We start from the raw sequence: 16,414 nt of genomic DNA on the forward strand, positions 1-16,414 counted from the left end.
GTCGGCCGCGGGGCGCCGCGCTGCGCCGCGATGATCAGTTCGACCGCGCGCGACGCCGTTTCGGCGACCGGCTGGTCGACCGCGGTCAGCGCTGGCTGGGTAAAGCGGACGACGGGCGTATTATCGAAACTGACGATCGACAATTGTCCGGGTACCTCGACGCCCAGTTCGCGCGCAACCTCGAGCGTGGCGAGTGCCATCTGATCGCTGCTCGCGATGATCGCGGTGGGCGGGTTGCTGCTGCCGAGCAGATCGCGCGCCGCCAGCGCGCCCGAGGCAAAGGTAAAATCGCCTTCGACCAACAGGCCGTCAGTGGTCAGGCTTTCGGCGTCCATTTCGCCGCGCCAGCCGTCGATGCGCCAGCGGCTCAGGCTATATTCGGGCGATCCGGCGATGAAACCGATGCGCTTGTGCCCCAGGTCGATCAGGTGACGCGTCGCGCGCCGCGCCGATCCTTCGTCATCCATCGTCAGTGCGATTCCGGCCGCGCCGCCACGCGACCCGATGCGCGCGAACGGGATCTTCTGCTGGTCGAGCAGCCCGACAATCAACGGATTGTCAGAATGCGGCGGGGTCAGGATGACACCGTCGGGCTGCAGCGCCGCGATCGCCGCGCGCAGCTCACGTTCGACATGGTCATTGTGCGTGTCGACAAGTTCGAAGATCATGCGGTATCCGAATTCGGCGCATTTCAGCATCCCGCCGAGCAGCATCTGGTCGACCCAGTCGACGCCCTGCCGCCCTTGCCAGTCGGCGATCGTACGCTCCCGGTCATTGATGGCGAGGATCAGATAGGATCGCGAGCCGCTCATTCGTTGCGCTGCAATCGAGGGAACATAACCGAGCTTGTCGATCGAGGCCTGGACGCGTTCCTTCATCTCCGGACGCACGTTCGGCTCGTTGTTGATGACGCGGCTCACCGTTTGCAGCGACACGCTTGCGTCGGCTGCGACATGCTTGATTGTAACCGACTGACGCCTGCGCCCCATTATGTTCCCTGGCCCGCTTCTGCGGAGCAACCGCTAACGCCATCGAAACGACTTTGCCAGCCGCGAACCCGATCTATTTCCATAATTTCCCGACTGCGGCGGCTCATGCTGCCTTCGGTTCCCCGGCGCCGCAATAGCGCGCGACATAGGCCTGATGCTCGGGCAGCGTCGCGACCGTCTGCGCAATATTGTCGCGGATCGACTGGAACAGCCGCTCGACCTCGTCATCGCGCAACTTGTCGGCAATCGGGTGGTAGGACTGCGGCTCGATCCCCTGCCCCATCATCACCTGCACCCAGCTGTTTTCGGCAAAGAGTTCCTCATTCTTGCGGAAGACGCGGCCGGTTTCGCGGAACAGCTCGATCTTTTGCTGCAGCGAATCCGGGATCGGCATGTTCGCGACATGACGCCAGAAGGGGCTGTCGCGACGATTTGTCGCCTTGTAATGCAGCACGACGAAGTCGCGGATCTGCTCGATATCGGTGCGCTGCTGGTCGTTGAACTCCATTGCGTCGCGCTCGCTGACGCGGCCGTTCGGCATCAGGCGAATGAAACGCAGCACCGCGCGCTGGATCAGGTGCACGGTCGTCGCCTCGAGCGGCTCGACGAACCCACCCGCAAGCCCCACCGCGACGCAGTTGCGGAACCATTGCTTGCGCCGCACACCGCCCCGGAACTTGATGTCGAAGGGTTCGATCAGTGGTTCGCCGACGCTGCTCATGAGCCGGTCATAGGCCGCGTTGCGCGACAGGTAACCGCTCGAATAAACGATCCCCGCCCCCATGCGATGCTGCAGCGGAATGCGCCACTGCCATCCGGCGTCGTGCGCGATCGCCTGCGTATAGGGTTGCGGCGGGCCGAGATGTCTCGATTGCACGGCGATCGCGCTGTCGTTGGGCAGCCAGTGGCTCCAGTCCTCGAACCCCGCATGCAACGCGCCGTCGATCAGCAGCCCGCGAAAGCCCGTGCAATCGACAAACATGTCGCCCTCGACCCGTCGCTCGCCATCCAGATGCAGCGCGGCGATATCGCCATTTTCGCTATTGAGTTCGACGCGCGCGATCTTGCCCTCGACGCGCTTGCAGCCATCGGCCTCGGCGAGCTTGCGCAGGAAACGCCCGTACAGCGTCGCATCGACATGATAGGCATAGTTCATGCGGTCTTCGGGCAGATGGGCGAACTTGCCCTCCATCCCTGCGACGAGTTCAAGGCAGTAGTCGCTGTACGGCTGTTCGTGGCCGCGCTCGCGCGCGTTGAGCCAGAAATGCTGGAAACCCGCCGACCAATGATCCTTCCCCGACAGGCCGAAGCTGTGAAAATAGCTGTCGCCGTCGTGCTTCCAGTTGTCGAACAGGATGCCGAGTTTGAAGGTCGCCTGCGTAGCGCGCATGAATTCCGGCTCGGGAATGCCGAGGATGCGGTTGAAATTGACGAGTGGCGGAATGGTGGACTCGCCCACCCCGATCGTTCCGATCTGTTCGGATTCGACGAGTGTCAGGTCGACGGTGCTGCCCATCGTCCGCGCGATGGCCGCTGCCATCATCCAGCCTGCGGTGCCACCGCCCGCGATGACGATGCGCTGGACCGGTTTCTTGTCGCTCATTTACTCAAAGCCCTCAGCAAGAAGGCGCGCAGCCTGCCGGCCGTCTCTGGCGTGAGCGGGGCCAATATGCTGTGCGCGGTTTCGGGAATATGGTCGGTAACGCGGTCGTCGTTGTCGAAGACATAATGGTCGAACTGTTCACGCCAGATCGCCTTGTCTTCGGGCGGCAGATCACGGATCGCGAGAATGGCGTGGTTGAGCGCGACCTGCGGCTGACCGAGCCAGGCGGGCGTGCGCCGCCACCAGTAATTGACCAGGATGTTGAAGTCCGCGAGCCCCTCGACATGGTGCCACCACATCGACGGGATGAAGATCGCATCGCCGGGTTCGAGAAGGGCCGTCTGCGCCTCGGCCATCGCATCGACGAAACGCGGAAACGCCGCAAGATCGGGCGCGTCGAAGTCGACCATGCTGACCGCGCGGCCCGCGGGCGTATTATCGATCGGCCCAAGATAGAGATTCCTGAACTGGTGTGGCGGGAACAACGTGAAGCGCCGGCGGCCCGCAGCACAGCAGGCGAGGTTGTCGGGAAAGTCGTTATGCGCGGCAATTTTGGTGCGCGTGCCGATCCAGATGCTTTTCAGCGGGTCGCGGTCGCCGAGCTCGACCGGATTGGCTTCATCGAGCCCGTCGAAATGCGACGGGATATCGATCGAAGCGAGATAGACGGTGCGATTTTCTCCCCGTTCCTCGGCGGTGTCGATGCCGCCAAAAATATCCGCGAGCTTCCCCGTCCCGACGCGGAAGTTCATTTCCATTGCAGCGTCATAGAACAGCCGGCCATCGTGCCCCGGCGCGCCGATCGACACCTTGAACGGGCGATCGCGCGCCCGATCGAGCAGATAACGCCGTGCGTCGCGTGCCGACCGCTTGCCTGCTTCGACCAGCGGCCAGTCGCTTGCCAACCCGCGAAGGACAAAGGGCTCGCGCGCGCCTTCCAGCAACGCGTCGAGCCCCGCCCCCTTTTTCCATTCGCGCTCGGGGACCGGCGCGAGACGGTCATAAATGGTGGAACCGCGCTCAGCCACTGACCAACCTGCGATTCTTGCGCGCGACGAGCACCGACAGCTGCGACAACGAGGCGAGCGCCATGAACATCGGCATCAGATGCCCCGCGGCGTGCAGCGTGCCGATCGCGTCGGCATCGAGCGCGCGCAGCCTGGCTTCGTCGATGATGTGGAAACCGACGAGCGAGTGGATCGATCCGTCGTCGAGCGTGACCTCGAGGCTGAAGGGTTCGAGCAGGTCGTAGGCAAGCAGCGCGTCATAGAAGGCACCGCTCTCGCGATAGCCTTGATCAAGGTCGCCGAGCCGCCCGGCGATTTCGTCGAGATAGGGTGTCGCCATGCCGTCGGCATCGAACAACCGGATGCCATGGCCAGCCGCGGCGATTCGCGGGTGCTCCAAGTCGATATGGATCTGCCCCGGGCCGTCGCCACTGGCAGGCCGCCCGATCAGGAATGGCTGGATCGCGACCGAAAGGGGACGATAGCGGGCATCCCAGCGATCGTCGTCGAGAAACAGGTTTTCGCCGTTCTGGAAACCGAACATCGCCAGCGCCGAAAAATCCTCGCGCCCGGCTTCGCGGCGGAAGAGGATCGGGAAATGCGCCTGCACGCGGCGGAATTCACTGGGTACCGTCAGCGTCGCCATGATGTCGTCGCCCAGTTCCGCGCCGGCGTCGGTCCTTATCCTGAGGTCGCGGTGGGTGTTGTTGTCGAGGATGGCGTGGCGGGTCATCAAATTCCTTTCCTATCGCGCAGCCATGGCGCCTGAACCCGTCCGCAGCGCGCCCAGATAATCGCGGTTGGCGGGCAAGGCGGCGGCAAGATTGCGCGCACGCCGACGCGTTTCGGCGAGAAGCGCGGCGGCGCGCTCGCCATCGTGCAAATGTGCCGGCACGGGATACCCCATGCCATAGAGAATATATTGATGGCTTTCGGCCGGGAATATCTCGTCGAGGCGCGGAAAGTCCCACGCCGACGGGGGCTGGTCGCGCCACAATCGCAGCATCTCCGCCAGCCGTTCCGGTATCGATGCCTCGGCGCGCTGCGCCAGCCAATAGGGATCCTGCCGGCGGCTCAGCACATAGTGGAGCTTGAGAAATTCGACGATGCGGTCCCAGCGATAGCTGAACAGTTCGTTGAACCGCGCCGCGTGGATCGGCATCGCGTCGCGGCTCGCCGGGAAATTTCCGGTCAGCGCGCGAAGCGACAATTCGATCATCACGATCGCCGACGCCTCGAGCGGCTCGATGAAACCCGCCGACAGGCCGATGGCGATGCAATTGCCTTCCCAGAAACGCGCCCGATGCCCGGTCGGAAAGGCAAGGCGCCGGACCGGGACGTCCGGCGCGCCCGGAAGAGCGTCCGCGATATAGGCGCGCAAGATCGCCTCGGCGGCATCATCGTCCATGAACCGGCTGGCATAGACACAGCCGATCCCGCGCCGACCGGGAAGCCCGATATCCCATAGCCAGCCCGCCCGGTGCGCGGTCGAGACCGTCTGCGAGGCGACAGCGCTATCGGGTTCCACCCGCACCTGCGCGGCAAGCGCGCGGTCGTTGAACAGCGTGTCGCCGCGATCGATCCACGCGACGCCCAGATGACCGCCGATCAGCAGCGCCGCATGGCCGCTGCAATCGATGAACAGGTCGCCGGCGACCTCTCCGTTTTCCCGCGTCGCGAGCGAAGCGATCCCACCTTTCCCGTCGCCGGCCACGCCGACGACATGGTCCGGAATATGACGGACGCCGAGGCGCTGCGTCGCGTGCGCCGCGAGCAACGCCGCGAACTTTCCGGCATCGAGGTGATAGGCGTAATTGGCGGCACCCTGATAGTCGGGCATCGTCCCCTGCCGCGGCGCAAGGTCGAGTTCGCAGATATGCGCCTGCGCCGTCATCGCCGCCGCAAAGGGCGTGTCCCGGGCCCCTGCTTGCCAGGCGGCCAGAAGTTCGCCGATCGGCGCTGCGGGTGGCGATGTGAACGGATGATAATAGCGATCGCCCTGCGATCCATCGACCCAGCCTTCGAAGCGCGACCCCTGCTTGAACGATCCGTCACAGGCCGAAAGGAATTCCGCCTCGCCGATGCCGATACCGGCGAGCGTGGCCCGCATCGTCGGCCAGGTGCCTTCGCCCACCCCGATCGTCGGGATGTCGGGCGCCTCGATCAGCACAACTTCGAGCATGCCCGCGATGGCGCGGCGCGAGCTGGCGAGGACGCAGGCCGACAGCCAGCCGGCGGTGCCGCCGCCGACGATGACCACCCTTTCGATCGCGCTATCCATTACAATCGATCCTAAGCCAGCCTGCCGCCGCCGTCACGCAAAAGAGCCGCGCCCGAAAAGACGCGACCCTGTTGCTTGCGACCCGCGAAGGAACTCCCCGCCCTAGAAGCTGAACCGGACCCCCGCGGCATATCGGGCAAAGCCGGGCTGCACGAAGTCGACGTTGTTCTTGTGCCGAAGATGACCGCGCCGCCCCTCGCCGGTCAGGTTGATCGCCTCGACGAAAGCGGTGAAGCCCGGAATGAATTCATAGCTCGCGCTCGCATCGATCTGCCAATATTCCTCGACATAGAAGGGGTTGGGACCCGTTCTGGAAAGGAACTCGTCGCGCCAGTTCCACGCGACGCGCGCCTGCAACCCGTTCTTGTCATAATAGGCGACCGCATTGGCGCTGTCGCTGAGACCGGTCAGCGCGAACTGCGCCACCGATGACGGCTGCGTATTATCGTACGTCGCATCGCCGTTGACGATCGTATAGTTGAGGATGACGCCGAAGCCCGTGTCCCAGAAGCTGTGCTGGAGCGCGAATTCCCAACCGTTGATCGATGCGGTCTGATCGCTGTTGATCGGAGTCGTGATCTCGAAATTGACCAATGGGTCGCCCGGTGCCGCGTTGATGACGGTGCCCGTCACCGTGTCCGGGAAATTGGCGATGATATACTGCCGGATATCCGCCAATGTCGCATCGGGGCCGAGCGCCGCCTGCGCTGCCTGGTAACGCGGCCCGCCTATCGGCGTCGTGATTCCCGGCGCGCTGTAATCGATCCGCGTCGAAGAGATGAAGTTTTTGACATCCTTGTGGAAATATCCAACCGAGACATAGCTGTCGCGACCATAATACCATTCGGCCGACAGATCGATATTCTTCGACTTGAAGGGGATCAGGCCCGGGTTTCCGAGCGATCCGGTGCCGCCGCCGACGCGAAACAGCGTATCGATCGATCGCCCGCCTTGCATGCTGGCATAGTCGGGGCGCGTAATCGTGTGGCTGTACGATGCGCGCAATTTGACGTTGTCCATCGGCGAGATGTCGAAGTCGATTGCCGGCAACCAATTGTCATACGATCCCTTGAACCGGGTGAACTCGCCGCCTTCAAAAACAACGTTCAGTTCGTTGTCGCCCACCCAGATGCTGTCCACCGGTACGGGCACCAGCGCGGACGATGCGATGTCCGTCGTCTCGTAACGGATTCCGGCGACCAGATGCGCCGGATTCTGGAACAGGTCGAACACGGTGGCGACCTGCAGATAGGGCGCCAGCGTCTTTTCGCCGATGCGCCGGTCGGTATTGAAGTTGGCAAGGCAGGTGCCTGCGATAGCCGAGCCCGTCGCCGGGTTGCTGCAGGCCTGGTAATTCTGCTCGACCAGATCGGCCATACGCTCGAAATCGAAGCCGTAGAAGCTCTGGATCATGCCCGGCCGGGCAAGTCCCGGAAATTTGTCGGGAAGCGTTACCAGTTCGAAGATGTCGTCGGGGATATCCGACGCCGGCCCCGCACCGCCCCATGTATCGTCATTCTGGATCGTACCGAAGGCCGAACGCACCTTGCTGTCGACGTAGGATACGCCGAAATCGATGCTGTCGAGGAAGCCGCCGTCATGGTCATATTGGCCGCGCAGCTGGACCTGGTCGATCCGGTTCCGGAAATAGGCATTGCGGAAGGCATTCCCTGTCGAGGCGATCAGCGCCGGGTCGAGCGGATCGATCCCGGGGTGCATCTCGTAGGAAATAACCGGCAGGTCATTCTCGAAATTGATCGTCTGGTTGGCGACGCCAAATACGGCGTTGCCCAGTGACATGCTGGAACCGAAGCGGTTGACCGGCTTGACCGTCGCAGTCGAATGATGCGCGTCGAGCTCGATGGTCACGCCATCGGGACCCTTCCATTCGAGATTGAAACCAAGCGACTTGTTCTCGGCCCGGTTCTCCTGCAGCGAACCGCTGTACGAAAGATCCTTGCCGCCATAGAGCGCGTTCGGACCGGGAACTCCCGGGGGCGCCCCGAAACGTTCGGTGTAGAAAAGCGGGCCGGCGACCGGGCCATCGGTCCATGCGCTCGACGTGTCCTCGTGGTTGAACCACACGCCGACATTGCTGTTCCGCGTTTCGACCGTGTTGCGCGAATAGATATAGTCGACCGTCGCGGTGAGATTGTCGCTGGGGCGAAATTGCAGAACCGCCTGGCCGTTGATGCGCTCGCGGTTGATGTCTTCAAGGGCGTAGGAGGCGTTCTGCGGGACCTGATAGACATCACCATCGCCGGGGCGATTGGTGATATTGCCGTAGCGCGCGCTATTCGGATTTTCCTCGAGTTCACCCCAGTTGTTTTCGGCGGTTACGGCGCCCGGATAGGCATCGCGCCAGCCAACGCTGGCGGTGTTCGTGCTCGATTTGCGCTTCTGGTAGGAACCGGCGACCATGATGCCGATACGATCGTCGGCGAAGGTGGTGCTGAGGACCCCCGACACTTCGGGCGTGATCGGATTGCCTTCGTTGCGCGACGTATCATATACGCCCTTGACGGACAGGCTGCCGCGCAGTCCCGGATTGTCGAGCGGCCGTGGCGTGCGAATGTTGATCGTCGACCCGATGCCGCCCGATTCCATGGTCGCGCGGCCGCTTTTGTAGACTTCGACCGCCGCAATGCCTTCGGACGCGAGGTTGGCGAAATCGAACGAGCGCGACGACGGCGCACTGCCGCCATCGCCGATCAGTGCGGTCGGTACCTGGCGACCGTTGACCGTCACCAGGTTGAATTCGGGACCGAAACCGCGAACGGTCACCAGCTGCCCTTCGCCGTTCTGGCGGTCGATCGAGACGCCGGTGATGCGCTGCAGCGATTCGGCGAGGTTGGTGTCGGGGAACTTGCCGATGTCTTCGGCCGAAATCGCATCGACGACACCCTGCGCCTCACGCTTGATATCGGCCGATGCAGCAAGGCTCGCGCGGATGCCGGTGACGACGATCTCGTCGCCGTTCACTTCGCCTTCGGCCGGCGATTCCTGCGCAGCTGCCGCTTGCGCGATGCCCATCAGGGACAGCGCCGACGTACCGACCAGAAACTTCGAAAGCCATTGCTTTTGAGACGCCCGCATCCCCATTCCTCCCATTTAACCGCTCTCTTTTGATGGCGGCGTATCCGTTATGTGAACGTTATCTAAATGGGAACGTTCTCATTGTCAACGCGGACTGTCCGTTTCCGGACACTATGTTGCGCCCTTTTCGTACAGCAAACGTATGCAATAATAAGCGTCGAAGGCGCGGGTCAGCGGCTCCAGCGCGCGAAGATGGCGGTGGGAAGCAACAACCCCCTCGTCTCTTCGCGCACTGCAAGCTCGCCGCATTCCACTGTTCCCGGGAGATCGGCGAAGAGCTGGGTCAGAAGTTCGCCGATCGCGAGCGCCGACATCCGCACGGCATAGACGGTCAGGAATAGCGCACGACTGTCTTCATCGAGGAGCTGGCGGCAATCGGCGAGCAAGGGCGCCAGCCCCTCCTCGATCTGCCAGCGCTCCCCGCCGGGTCCACGGCCGAATTTGGGCGGATCGAGCAGGATCGCGTCATAGCGCCGCTCGCGCCGGACCTCGCGCGCAGTGAATTTTCCGGCGTCATCAAGGATCCAGCGCACCGGCTTGTCGGCCATGCCGGCGAGCTCCGCATTTTCACGCGCATGCCCCACCGACTTCTTCGACGCATCGACGTGCGTGACCGACGCGCCCACCGCCGCGAGCGCCTGGCTGCCGACGCCGGTATAACCGAACAGATTCAGAAAGGCGGGGTCAGCCTTGTCGGCGACGCGTGCGCGCAGCCAGTCCCACACCGGCGCCATGTCGGGAAAGAAACCAAGATGACGAAAGGGCGTGCACGATGCAGTGAAGCGCGTTTCACGCCAGCCGAGCGGCCACCCCTCCGCAGGGACGGGCTTGTTGTAATACCAGCGGCCGCCGCCATCGTCGTCAGACGCCGGGATGAACTCGCCATCGGCGGCCTCCCATTCGCTGGCGGGCAGCGCGGGCGCCCACATCGCCTGCGGTTCGGGGCGAATGAAGCGATAGCGGCCATAGCGTTCGAGCTTGCGCCCGTTCCCGCTGTCGACCAGCCCGTAATCGTCCCACGCCTCACCAACGAGCGTGACGAGGGGAAGAAGGTCAGCCACGCGCCGCTTCCGCCAGGACAAAAGCCTTCACTGCGTCATAGTTGCCCGGCAAGCGCGTATAGCGCTCTTCGCGGTCAAACAGATTACCGAGCCGCGCGGGCAGCGGCGGGCGCACGCCAGTCGCGCGTTCGACCGCTTCGCGGAACTTCGCGGGGTGTGCGGTCGCGAGCGTGACGACGGGAATATCGGCATCGATATCGAGCGCGCGCGCGGCGGCGAGGCCGACTGCGCTGTGCGGATCGATGATCTGCCCGCCCTTTTCCTGCGCCCAGCGCAGCGCGAGCGCCATCGTATCGCCGTCGATGCTCGCGCTCGAAAACACCCCCCCCGCCCCCGCAAGCATGTCGGCGGGAATGGACATCGCGCGCGTCGTATCGAACTCGCGCATCATGCCGGTGATCACGGCGCCGTCGCGGCCCGCAAGATCGAACAGCAGGCGTTCGAAATTGCTGCTGACCTGGATGTCCATGCTGGGAGTCGCAGTCGGCGTCACCGTGCCCGCGCTGTAATCGCCGCGGGTGAGCGCCCGGTGAAGAATGTCGTTGACGTTGGTTGCGACGACGAGCCGCGCGATCGGCAGCCCCATCTGCGCTGCGACATAACCCGCGAACACGTCGCCGAAATTGCCCGTCGGCACGCTGAACGCTACCGGACGGTCAGGCCCGCCGAGCCGGACGGCGGCATAGAAATAATAGACAACCTGCGCCATCAACCGCGCCCAGTTGATGCTGTTCACCGCCGACAGGGTGACCTGGCTCCGCGCTTCCTCGTCGCCGAACAGCCGTTTTACCATCGCCTGGGCGTCGTCGAAGCTGCCGTCGATCGCGATATTGTGGACGTTCGGCGCAAGGACGGTGGTCATCTGGCGCCGCTGGACGTCGCTGACGCGGCCCTCGGGATGCAGCATGAAGATCCGGATGTGTTCGCGTCCCGCGACCGCCTCGATCGCCGCCGACCCGGTGTCGCCCGAGGTCGCTCCGACGATCGTGATGTCGGTATCGCCGCCGCTCAGGAATTTTTCGAACAACTGGCCGAGCAGTTGCAGCGCGACATCCTTGAACGCCAGCGTCGGACCGTGGAACAGTTCGAGCAGCCAGTGGCGATGGTCGAGCTGGACGAGCGGGGTCACCGCATCATGGCTGAAGCGGCCGTAAGCGGCGCGGCACAGATCGCGCAATTCCTCGTCGGTCAGCACGCCTTTGACGAAAGGCCGCATGATCCGCACCGCGGTTTCGGCATAGTCGAGCCCCGCGAGCGCGCGAATGTCCCCGATCGACATCTGCGGCCATTTCGCCGGCACGTAGAGGCCACCATCGCTGGCGAGGCCGGCAAGCGTAGCGGCGCGAAAGTCGAGGGTCGGCGCAGAGCCGCGGGTGCTGATATAATCCATGACGGACACAGCGCCTAGCGGCGCGCCGTCACGGCTGCAAGCGGCGGCGGACTGCCAGGATGTAGATAATGAGCGCAACAAGCGCGAAGAAGAACCATTGGAAAGCGTAAGCGAGATGGTTGTTCGGCGTATCGTCGGCCGATGGCACCGCGCTGGCCCGCAATCCCGCGACGGGCATATCGGCCACCAGCATCGCGCGCGCGGGCACCGCCTTGCCTGTCATGCGTTCCATAACCGTCGGCTGCTCGGGCCCTGGCACGACCGTCCCCTGCACCGTTCCGCCCGTCCATTTGGGCGGGGCGAAATCGTCGCCGATGCCCACATCGACGAGTACCCCCGGCCCCTCGGCCCCGGTGCGGCAATCGGCGACCATACGGATGCCCGACTTGCCCTTGCGATCGGTGCCGCTGCGTGGATCCCAGCGCACGGGTTCGAGGCAGACGACGCTGCTCTTGCGATAGAGCATCGCGTCGGGAACCGGCGGCATTTCGGGGTAGGCGACCATGGATGACATCGCCATGTTGCGCTGGAACAGCGCGATCAGCGCTTCCTTCTCGCTCTTGCGCTGGAGCTGCCAGATCCCAAGCGCGACCATCACCGCGACCGCGGCGAGCACAAGCAACGTGGGGATCAACGGCCAGCGCCGCGCTGGTTCGACCGGTTCAATCATCTTCCTTGTCCACCTGACGCCCCTCCGCGGCCTGACGTTGATGTTCGCTCGCCAGCAGCGCGCCCTTGCCGACGCGCAGACCATAGAGGACTGCGGCCGCGGTCAGCGGCACCCAAAGGATGATATGCACCCACAGCGGCGGTCGCACCACGGCATCGAGCGTGAGGGCCACCGCGATCAGCAGCGCGCCGATGATCAGCGTCAGGAACGCCGCGGGTCCGTCGCCGACATTGTAACGGCCATAGTCGAGCCCACAGGCCTCGCATCTCGCGCGGAACTTCACCGGTCCGTCGAACAGCGTGCGTCCCCCGCATTCGGGGCAGAGACCAAAAAGGGCAGCGCGCCAGACCGGCGGCTGCCCCTTTTGAATGTTATCGCCAGTCGGCAATTTAGTGGGCAGCGACCGGCGCGCCCCAGCCACCCCAGACATAGACGATGATGAAGAGGAACAGCCACACCACGTCGACGAAATGCCAGTACCAGGCAGCGGCTTCGAAGCCGAAATGCTGGGTCGGGGTGAAGTGGCCCTTGTAGGTGCGGACGAGGCAGACGATCAGGAAGATCGTGCCGACGAGCACGTGGAAGCCATGGAAGCCGGTCGCCATGTAGAAGGCCGAGCTGTAATTGCTCTGCCCGAAGCCCCACGGTGCGTGCATATATTCATAGGCCTGGATGGTCGAGAAGACCGCGCCGAGGATGATCGTCAGCCACAGACCCTTCTTGAGGCCTTCGCGGTCACCGTGGATCAGCGCGTGATGCGCCCAGGTGATCGTGGTGCCCGAGCAAAGCAGGATCAGCGTGTTGAGCAGCGGCAGCGAGAAGGGATCGATGACTTCGATGCCCTTCGGCGGCCACATGGTGATCACAGCAGCGCCGTCCTGGCCGAACAGCGAGGTTACCGCGCCTTCGGCATATTCGATCGGAACCGGGAAAAGCGAGAAGTCGAACCACGCCCAGAACCAGCCGACGAAGAACATGACTTCGGACGCGATGAACAGGATCATCCCGTAACGCAGGTGAAGCTGGACGACCGGGGTATGATCGCCGGCATGCGCTTCGTTGATGACGTCCGACCACCAGCTGAAGAAGGTGGCGATCACGCCCATGAAGCCGAGCCCGAGGACCCACTTGCCGATCCCGCCGAAATGGTCGGCGTGCATCGCCATCACCAGACCGAAGAACATCACGAGCGCAGCAACCGAGCCGATGAGCGGCCAGACGCTGGGGTTTACGAGGTGATAGTCATGATGTTTCGCACCGGACATGGCGTTTTTCCCGTTTTTAGCAGCCCCAGCATCGCGATTCCCCATCGCCCGCCGGTCTTGATTGACTCTTGATCGCGGCCTTAGCTCGGCTTTTTGCCCCCGTCTACTGGGTCAGAAGGATGGAAGGTGTAGCTGAGGGTGATTTCCTGCACGTCGCGCGCATCGGGATCGTCCTTGATCTTGGGATCGACGAAGAACAGCACCGGCATGCGCATCTGTTGCCCCGGCTCCAACCGCTGTTGGGTGAAGCAGAAGCACTGGATCTTGGTGAAATATTTGCCAGCCTGGTCGGGCGTGACATTGAAACTGGCGGTCCCGATGACCGGATGCGCCGAATTATTCTCGGCGATGAAGATCGCCATGTCGCGCGCGCCTATGCTGACCGTGTCGGTCGGATGCTCGGGATAGAATTTCCACGGCAGGTTCGGCGAGACATTGGCATCGAAGCGGACCGAGATGGTGTCCGAGAGAATCTGCGGCTCGGCCGCGGCGGCGACCGGGTCGTAACGCTGGGTCGTGCCGCCGAAGCCGGTCACGCGGCAGAACAGATCGTAGAGCGGCACCGCTGCAAAGCCGAGGCCGGTCATCGCGAGCGCCATCAAGGCTGCCAGACTTGCCGTCTTCGCGTTCGGCGACATGCGTCCGATGACCGGAAAAGCCGTCATGAGAAAATCTGCATCTTGGCGATGGTGATGAAGAAAAAGAGGATCGCGAGCGCGCCCAGCATCCATGCCATCATGTTTGCGCGGCTGCGCTGGCGGCGGCGATATTCAGCCTCGTCAAAGGGTTCCTGATTCGGTTCGTCGGTCATAGCGGCCACCAATGGTCGGCGACGACGGCGCCGAAGAGGATGAAGAGATAGGCTATCGAATAGGCAAACAGACCCTTTTCGGGCTGCATTGTATCACCCTCGCCTGTCGTGCGCGTGCCGACCTGGATCGACAGCAGCACGAACACCGCCGAAAGCACCACCGCAGTCCAGCCATAGAGTGCGCTGGTGTAACCGAGCGGCCAGGGCGCGACCGCACCAACCGCCATGATGATGGCGTAAAACAGGATCTGGCGCCGCGTCGATTTCTCGCCCGCTACCACTGGCATCATCGGTATGCCCGCGGCGGCATAGTCCGAACGCACGAAGAGCGCGAGCGCCCAGAAATGCGGCGGCGTCCACAGGAAGATGAGCAGGAAGAGCAGCACCGGCAGAGGCGCGACGCTGCCCGTCGCGGCGACCCAGCCGATCAGCGGCGGAAAGGCGCCCGCGGCACCGCCGATGACAATATTCTGCGGCGTCCGCGGCTTCAGCCACATCGTATAGACGAAGACATAGAAAAGGATCGAGGCAGCGAGCAGCAGCGTCGCCTGCCAGTTCGACGCGAAGAGCATCAGGAATAGCGAAAAAGCGGCAAGGCCGACGCCGAATTGCAGCGCGGTCTGCGGGTCGAGGCGCCCGGCAGGAAGCGGCCGGCCCGCGGTCCGCTTCATCTTGGCGTCAAGGCCCGCTTCATACCATTGGTTGAGCGCGCCCGAAGCCCCTGCCCCCAGCGCAATCGCGAGGATCGAGGAGAAAGCGAGCACCGGCGGTACGGTGACCGGCGCCGCCAGCAAACCGCACAGCGCGGTGAACACGACCAGCGACATCACGCGCGGCTTGGTGAGCGCAAACAGGTCGCGCCAATCGGCGGGCAACGCCGTTTCGCCATGGGTCAGGCTCTGCGCCATATTTACTCCAGCCGGAAAGGCTAGACCCCCTGCCGAACTTCAGCAGGGGGCAAACCGATCAGGCGACAAACGTCACGCGATACGCGGCAGTTCGTTGAACTGATGGAACGGCGGCGGGCTCGACAGCGTCCATTCGAGCGTCGTCGCGCCTTCGCCCCACGGATTGTCGGCGGCCTTCTTGCCGGCGAACAGCGAGTAGAGGATGTTCGCGAAGAAGAAGAGCATGCCGACGCCCATGATCACATAGCCGTACGACGAGATCAGGTGCCAGTGCGCATAGGCTTCCGCATAGTCGGGATAACGGCGCGGCATGCCCTGCTGACCCAGGAAGTGCTGGGGGAAGAACATGACATTGACGCCGATGAAGAAGATCCAGAAGTGCAGCTGGCCCAAGGTTTCGCTGTACATCCGGCCCGACATCTTCGGGAACCAGTAATAAAAGCCGGCGAAGAGCGAGAAGACCGCGCCCAGCGACAGCACATAGTGGAAGTGCGCGACGACATAATAGGTGTCGTGCAGGTTGGTGTCGACGCCGCCGTTGGCGAGCACGACGCCGGTCACGCCGCCGACGGTGAACATGAAGATGAAGCCGAGCGACCAGACCATCGGGGTCTTGAAGCTCATCGACCCGCCCCACATGGTGGCGATCCAGCTGAAGATCTTGATGCCCGTCGGGACCGCGATCACCATCGTCGCGGCGGTGAAGTACATCTTCAGGTTCACGCTCATGCCGACCGTGAACATGTGGTGCGCCCACACGATGAAGCCGACGACGCCGATCGCGACCATGGCGTATGCCATGCCGAGATAACCGAACACCGGCTTGCGGCTGAAGGTCGAGATGATCTGGCTGACGATGCCAAAGCCCGGCAGGATCATGATGTACACTTCGGGGTGGCCGAAGAACCAGAAGAGATGCTGGTAGAGGACGGGGTCGCCGCCGCCAGCCGCATCATAGAAGGTGGTGCCGAAGTTGCGGTCGGTCAGCAGCATCGTGATCGCCGCGGCGAGAACCGGCAGCGCGAGCAGCAGGAGGAAGGCGGTGACAAGCACCGACCATACGAACAGCGGCATCTTGTGCAGGGTCATGCCCGGCGCGCGCATGTTGAGGATGGTCGTGATGAAGTTGATCGCGCCCAGGATCGACGAAGCGCCCGCAATGTGGAGCGACAGGATCGCCATATCGACGGCTGGCCCTGCCGAACCGCTGGTCGACAGCGGCGCATAGACCGTCCATCCGGTGCCCGCGCCATTGCCGGTGCCGCCGGGAACGAAGGTCGAGCCGAGCAACAGCGCAAAAGCGGGAATCAGCAGCCAGAAGCTGATATTGTTC

The 16,414-nt window shown here is 63.4% G+C and carries 15 protein-coding genes; all 15 read right to left on the reverse strand.

The features are described 5' to 3' along the window. A partial coding sequence (locus VN047_RS02580; protein WP_325539722.1) for a LacI family DNA-binding transcriptional regulator occupies positions 1-989 on the reverse strand: 989 nt, incomplete at its 3' end. 103 nt (positions 990-1,092) lie between these two features. Further along, positions 1,093-2,592: a tryptophan halogenase family protein gene (locus tag VN047_RS02585; protein ID WP_325539723.1), complete on the reverse strand. Its 1,500-nt coding sequence runs from the start codon at positions 2,590-2,592 to the stop codon at positions 1,093-1,095. Further along, positions 2,589-3,620 carry a cupin-like domain-containing protein gene (locus VN047_RS02590; protein ID WP_414712654.1) on the reverse strand — a complete coding sequence of 344 codons (1,032 nt, stop codon included), beginning with the start codon at positions 3,618-3,620 and terminating at the stop codon, positions 2,589-2,591. Before VN047_RS02590 ends, VN047_RS02585 begins: the two co-directional genes overlap by 4 nt. Beyond that, positions 3,613-4,332: a SapC family protein gene (locus VN047_RS02595; protein ID WP_325539725.1), complete on the reverse strand. Its 720-nt coding sequence runs from the start codon at positions 4,330-4,332 to the stop codon at positions 3,613-3,615. The genes VN047_RS02590 and VN047_RS02595 overlap by 8 nt, the downstream gene beginning before the upstream one ends. A gap of 12 nt (positions 4,333-4,344) precedes the next feature. Further along, complete coding sequence (locus VN047_RS02600; RefSeq protein WP_325539727.1) at positions 4,345-5,880, reverse strand: tryptophan halogenase family protein; 1,536 nt, start codon at positions 5,878-5,880, stop codon at positions 4,345-4,347. A gap of 102 nt (positions 5,881-5,982) precedes the next feature. Then, entirely contained in the window at positions 5,983-8,976 is a 2,994-nt protein-coding gene (locus VN047_RS02605) for a TonB-dependent receptor (protein WP_325539729.1), read from the reverse strand. Between the two features lie 170 nt (positions 8,977-9,146). After that, on the reverse strand, positions 9,147-10,037 hold the full coding sequence (locus VN047_RS02610; RefSeq protein ID WP_325539731.1) for a class I SAM-dependent methyltransferase: 891 nt from the start codon (positions 10,035-10,037) through the stop codon (positions 9,147-9,149). Further along, positions 10,030-11,427: a threonine synthase gene (gene thrC / locus VN047_RS02615; protein ID WP_325539733.1), complete on the reverse strand. Its 1,398-nt coding sequence runs from the start codon at positions 11,425-11,427 to the stop codon at positions 10,030-10,032. The genes VN047_RS02610 and thrC overlap by 8 nt, the downstream gene beginning before the upstream one ends. A gap of 28 nt (positions 11,428-11,455) precedes the next feature. Next, positions 11,456-12,097 (reverse strand): SURF1 family protein, encoded by a 642-nt coding sequence (locus tag VN047_RS02620; RefSeq protein WP_325539736.1) that lies wholly within the window; start codon positions 12,095-12,097, stop codon positions 11,456-11,458. Then, a complete protein-coding gene (locus VN047_RS02625; RefSeq protein ID WP_414712655.1) occupies positions 12,090-12,527 on the reverse strand; it encodes a DUF983 domain-containing protein in 438 nt (145 codons plus the stop codon). Before VN047_RS02625 ends, VN047_RS02620 begins: the two co-directional genes overlap by 8 nt. After that, entirely contained in the window at positions 12,487-13,362 is an 876-nt protein-coding gene (locus VN047_RS02630; RefSeq protein WP_325539738.1) for a cytochrome c oxidase subunit 3, read from the reverse strand. The genes VN047_RS02625 and VN047_RS02630 overlap by 41 nt, the downstream gene beginning before the upstream one ends. 80 nt (positions 13,363-13,442) lie before the next feature. Continuing rightward, positions 13,443-14,027, reverse strand: a complete 585-nt coding sequence (locus VN047_RS02635; RefSeq protein WP_325539740.1) for a cytochrome c oxidase assembly protein — start codon at positions 14,025-14,027, stop codon at positions 13,443-13,445. Further along, positions 14,024-14,173, reverse strand: a complete 150-nt coding sequence (locus VN047_RS02640) for a hypothetical protein (RefSeq protein ID WP_325539742.1) — start codon at positions 14,171-14,173, stop codon at positions 14,024-14,026. The genes VN047_RS02635 and VN047_RS02640 overlap by 4 nt, the downstream gene beginning before the upstream one ends. Then, positions 14,170-15,081, reverse strand: coding sequence for a heme o synthase (locus VN047_RS02645; RefSeq protein ID WP_325539744.1), 912 nt, complete (start codon positions 15,079-15,081; stop codon positions 14,170-14,172). The genes VN047_RS02640 and VN047_RS02645 overlap by 4 nt, the downstream gene beginning before the upstream one ends. A gap of 72 nt (positions 15,082-15,153) precedes the next feature. Then, positions 15,154-16,414: cbb3-type cytochrome c oxidase subunit I (locus VN047_RS02650; protein ID WP_325539746.1), on the reverse strand; the 1,261-nt coding region annotated here is incomplete at its 5' end.

Origin of the sequence: Sphingopyxis sp., assembly GCF_035565275.1 — a bacterium.
Classification (GTDB): domain Bacteria; phylum Pseudomonadota; class Alphaproteobacteria; order Sphingomonadales; family Sphingomonadaceae; genus Sphingopyxis.

Coding starts and splice junctions, on each gene's coding strand:
- thrC (WP_325539733.1), bottom strand. CDS start 11,427: ATGGATTATATCAGCACCCGCGGCTCTGCGCCGACCCTCGACTTTCGC.
- VN047_RS02595 (WP_325539725.1), bottom strand. CDS start 4,332: ATGACCCGCCACGCCATCCTCGACAACAACACCCACCGCGACCTCAGG.
- VN047_RS02640 (WP_325539742.1), bottom strand. CDS start 14,173: ATGACCGACGAACCGAATCAGGAACCCTTTGACGAGGCTGAATATCGC.
- VN047_RS02625 (WP_414712655.1), bottom strand. CDS start 12,527: ATGTCTGGGGTGGCTGGGGCGCGCCGGTCGCTGCCCACTAAATTGCCG.
- VN047_RS02635 (WP_325539740.1), bottom strand. CDS start 14,027: ATGACGGCTTTTCCGGTCATCGGACGCATGTCGCCGAACGCGAAGACG.
- VN047_RS02620 (WP_325539736.1), bottom strand. CDS start 12,097: ATGATTGAACCGGTCGAACCAGCGCGGCGCTGGCCGTTGATCCCCACG.
- VN047_RS02645 (WP_325539744.1), bottom strand. CDS start 15,081: ATGGCGCAGAGCCTGACCCATGGCGAAACGGCGTTGCCCGCCGATTGG.
- VN047_RS02600 (WP_325539727.1), bottom strand. CDS start 5,880: ATGGATAGCGCGATCGAAAGGGTGGTCATCGTCGGCGGCGGCACCGCC.
- VN047_RS02605 (WP_325539729.1), bottom strand. CDS start 8,976: ATGCGGGCGTCTCAAAAGCAATGGCTTTCGAAGTTTCTGGTCGGTACG.
- VN047_RS02585 (WP_325539723.1), bottom strand. CDS start 2,592: ATGAGCGACAAGAAACCGGTCCAGCGCATCGTCATCGCGGGCGGTGGC.
- VN047_RS02630 (WP_325539738.1), bottom strand. CDS start 13,362: ATGTCCGGTGCGAAACATCATGACTATCACCTCGTAAACCCCAGCGTC.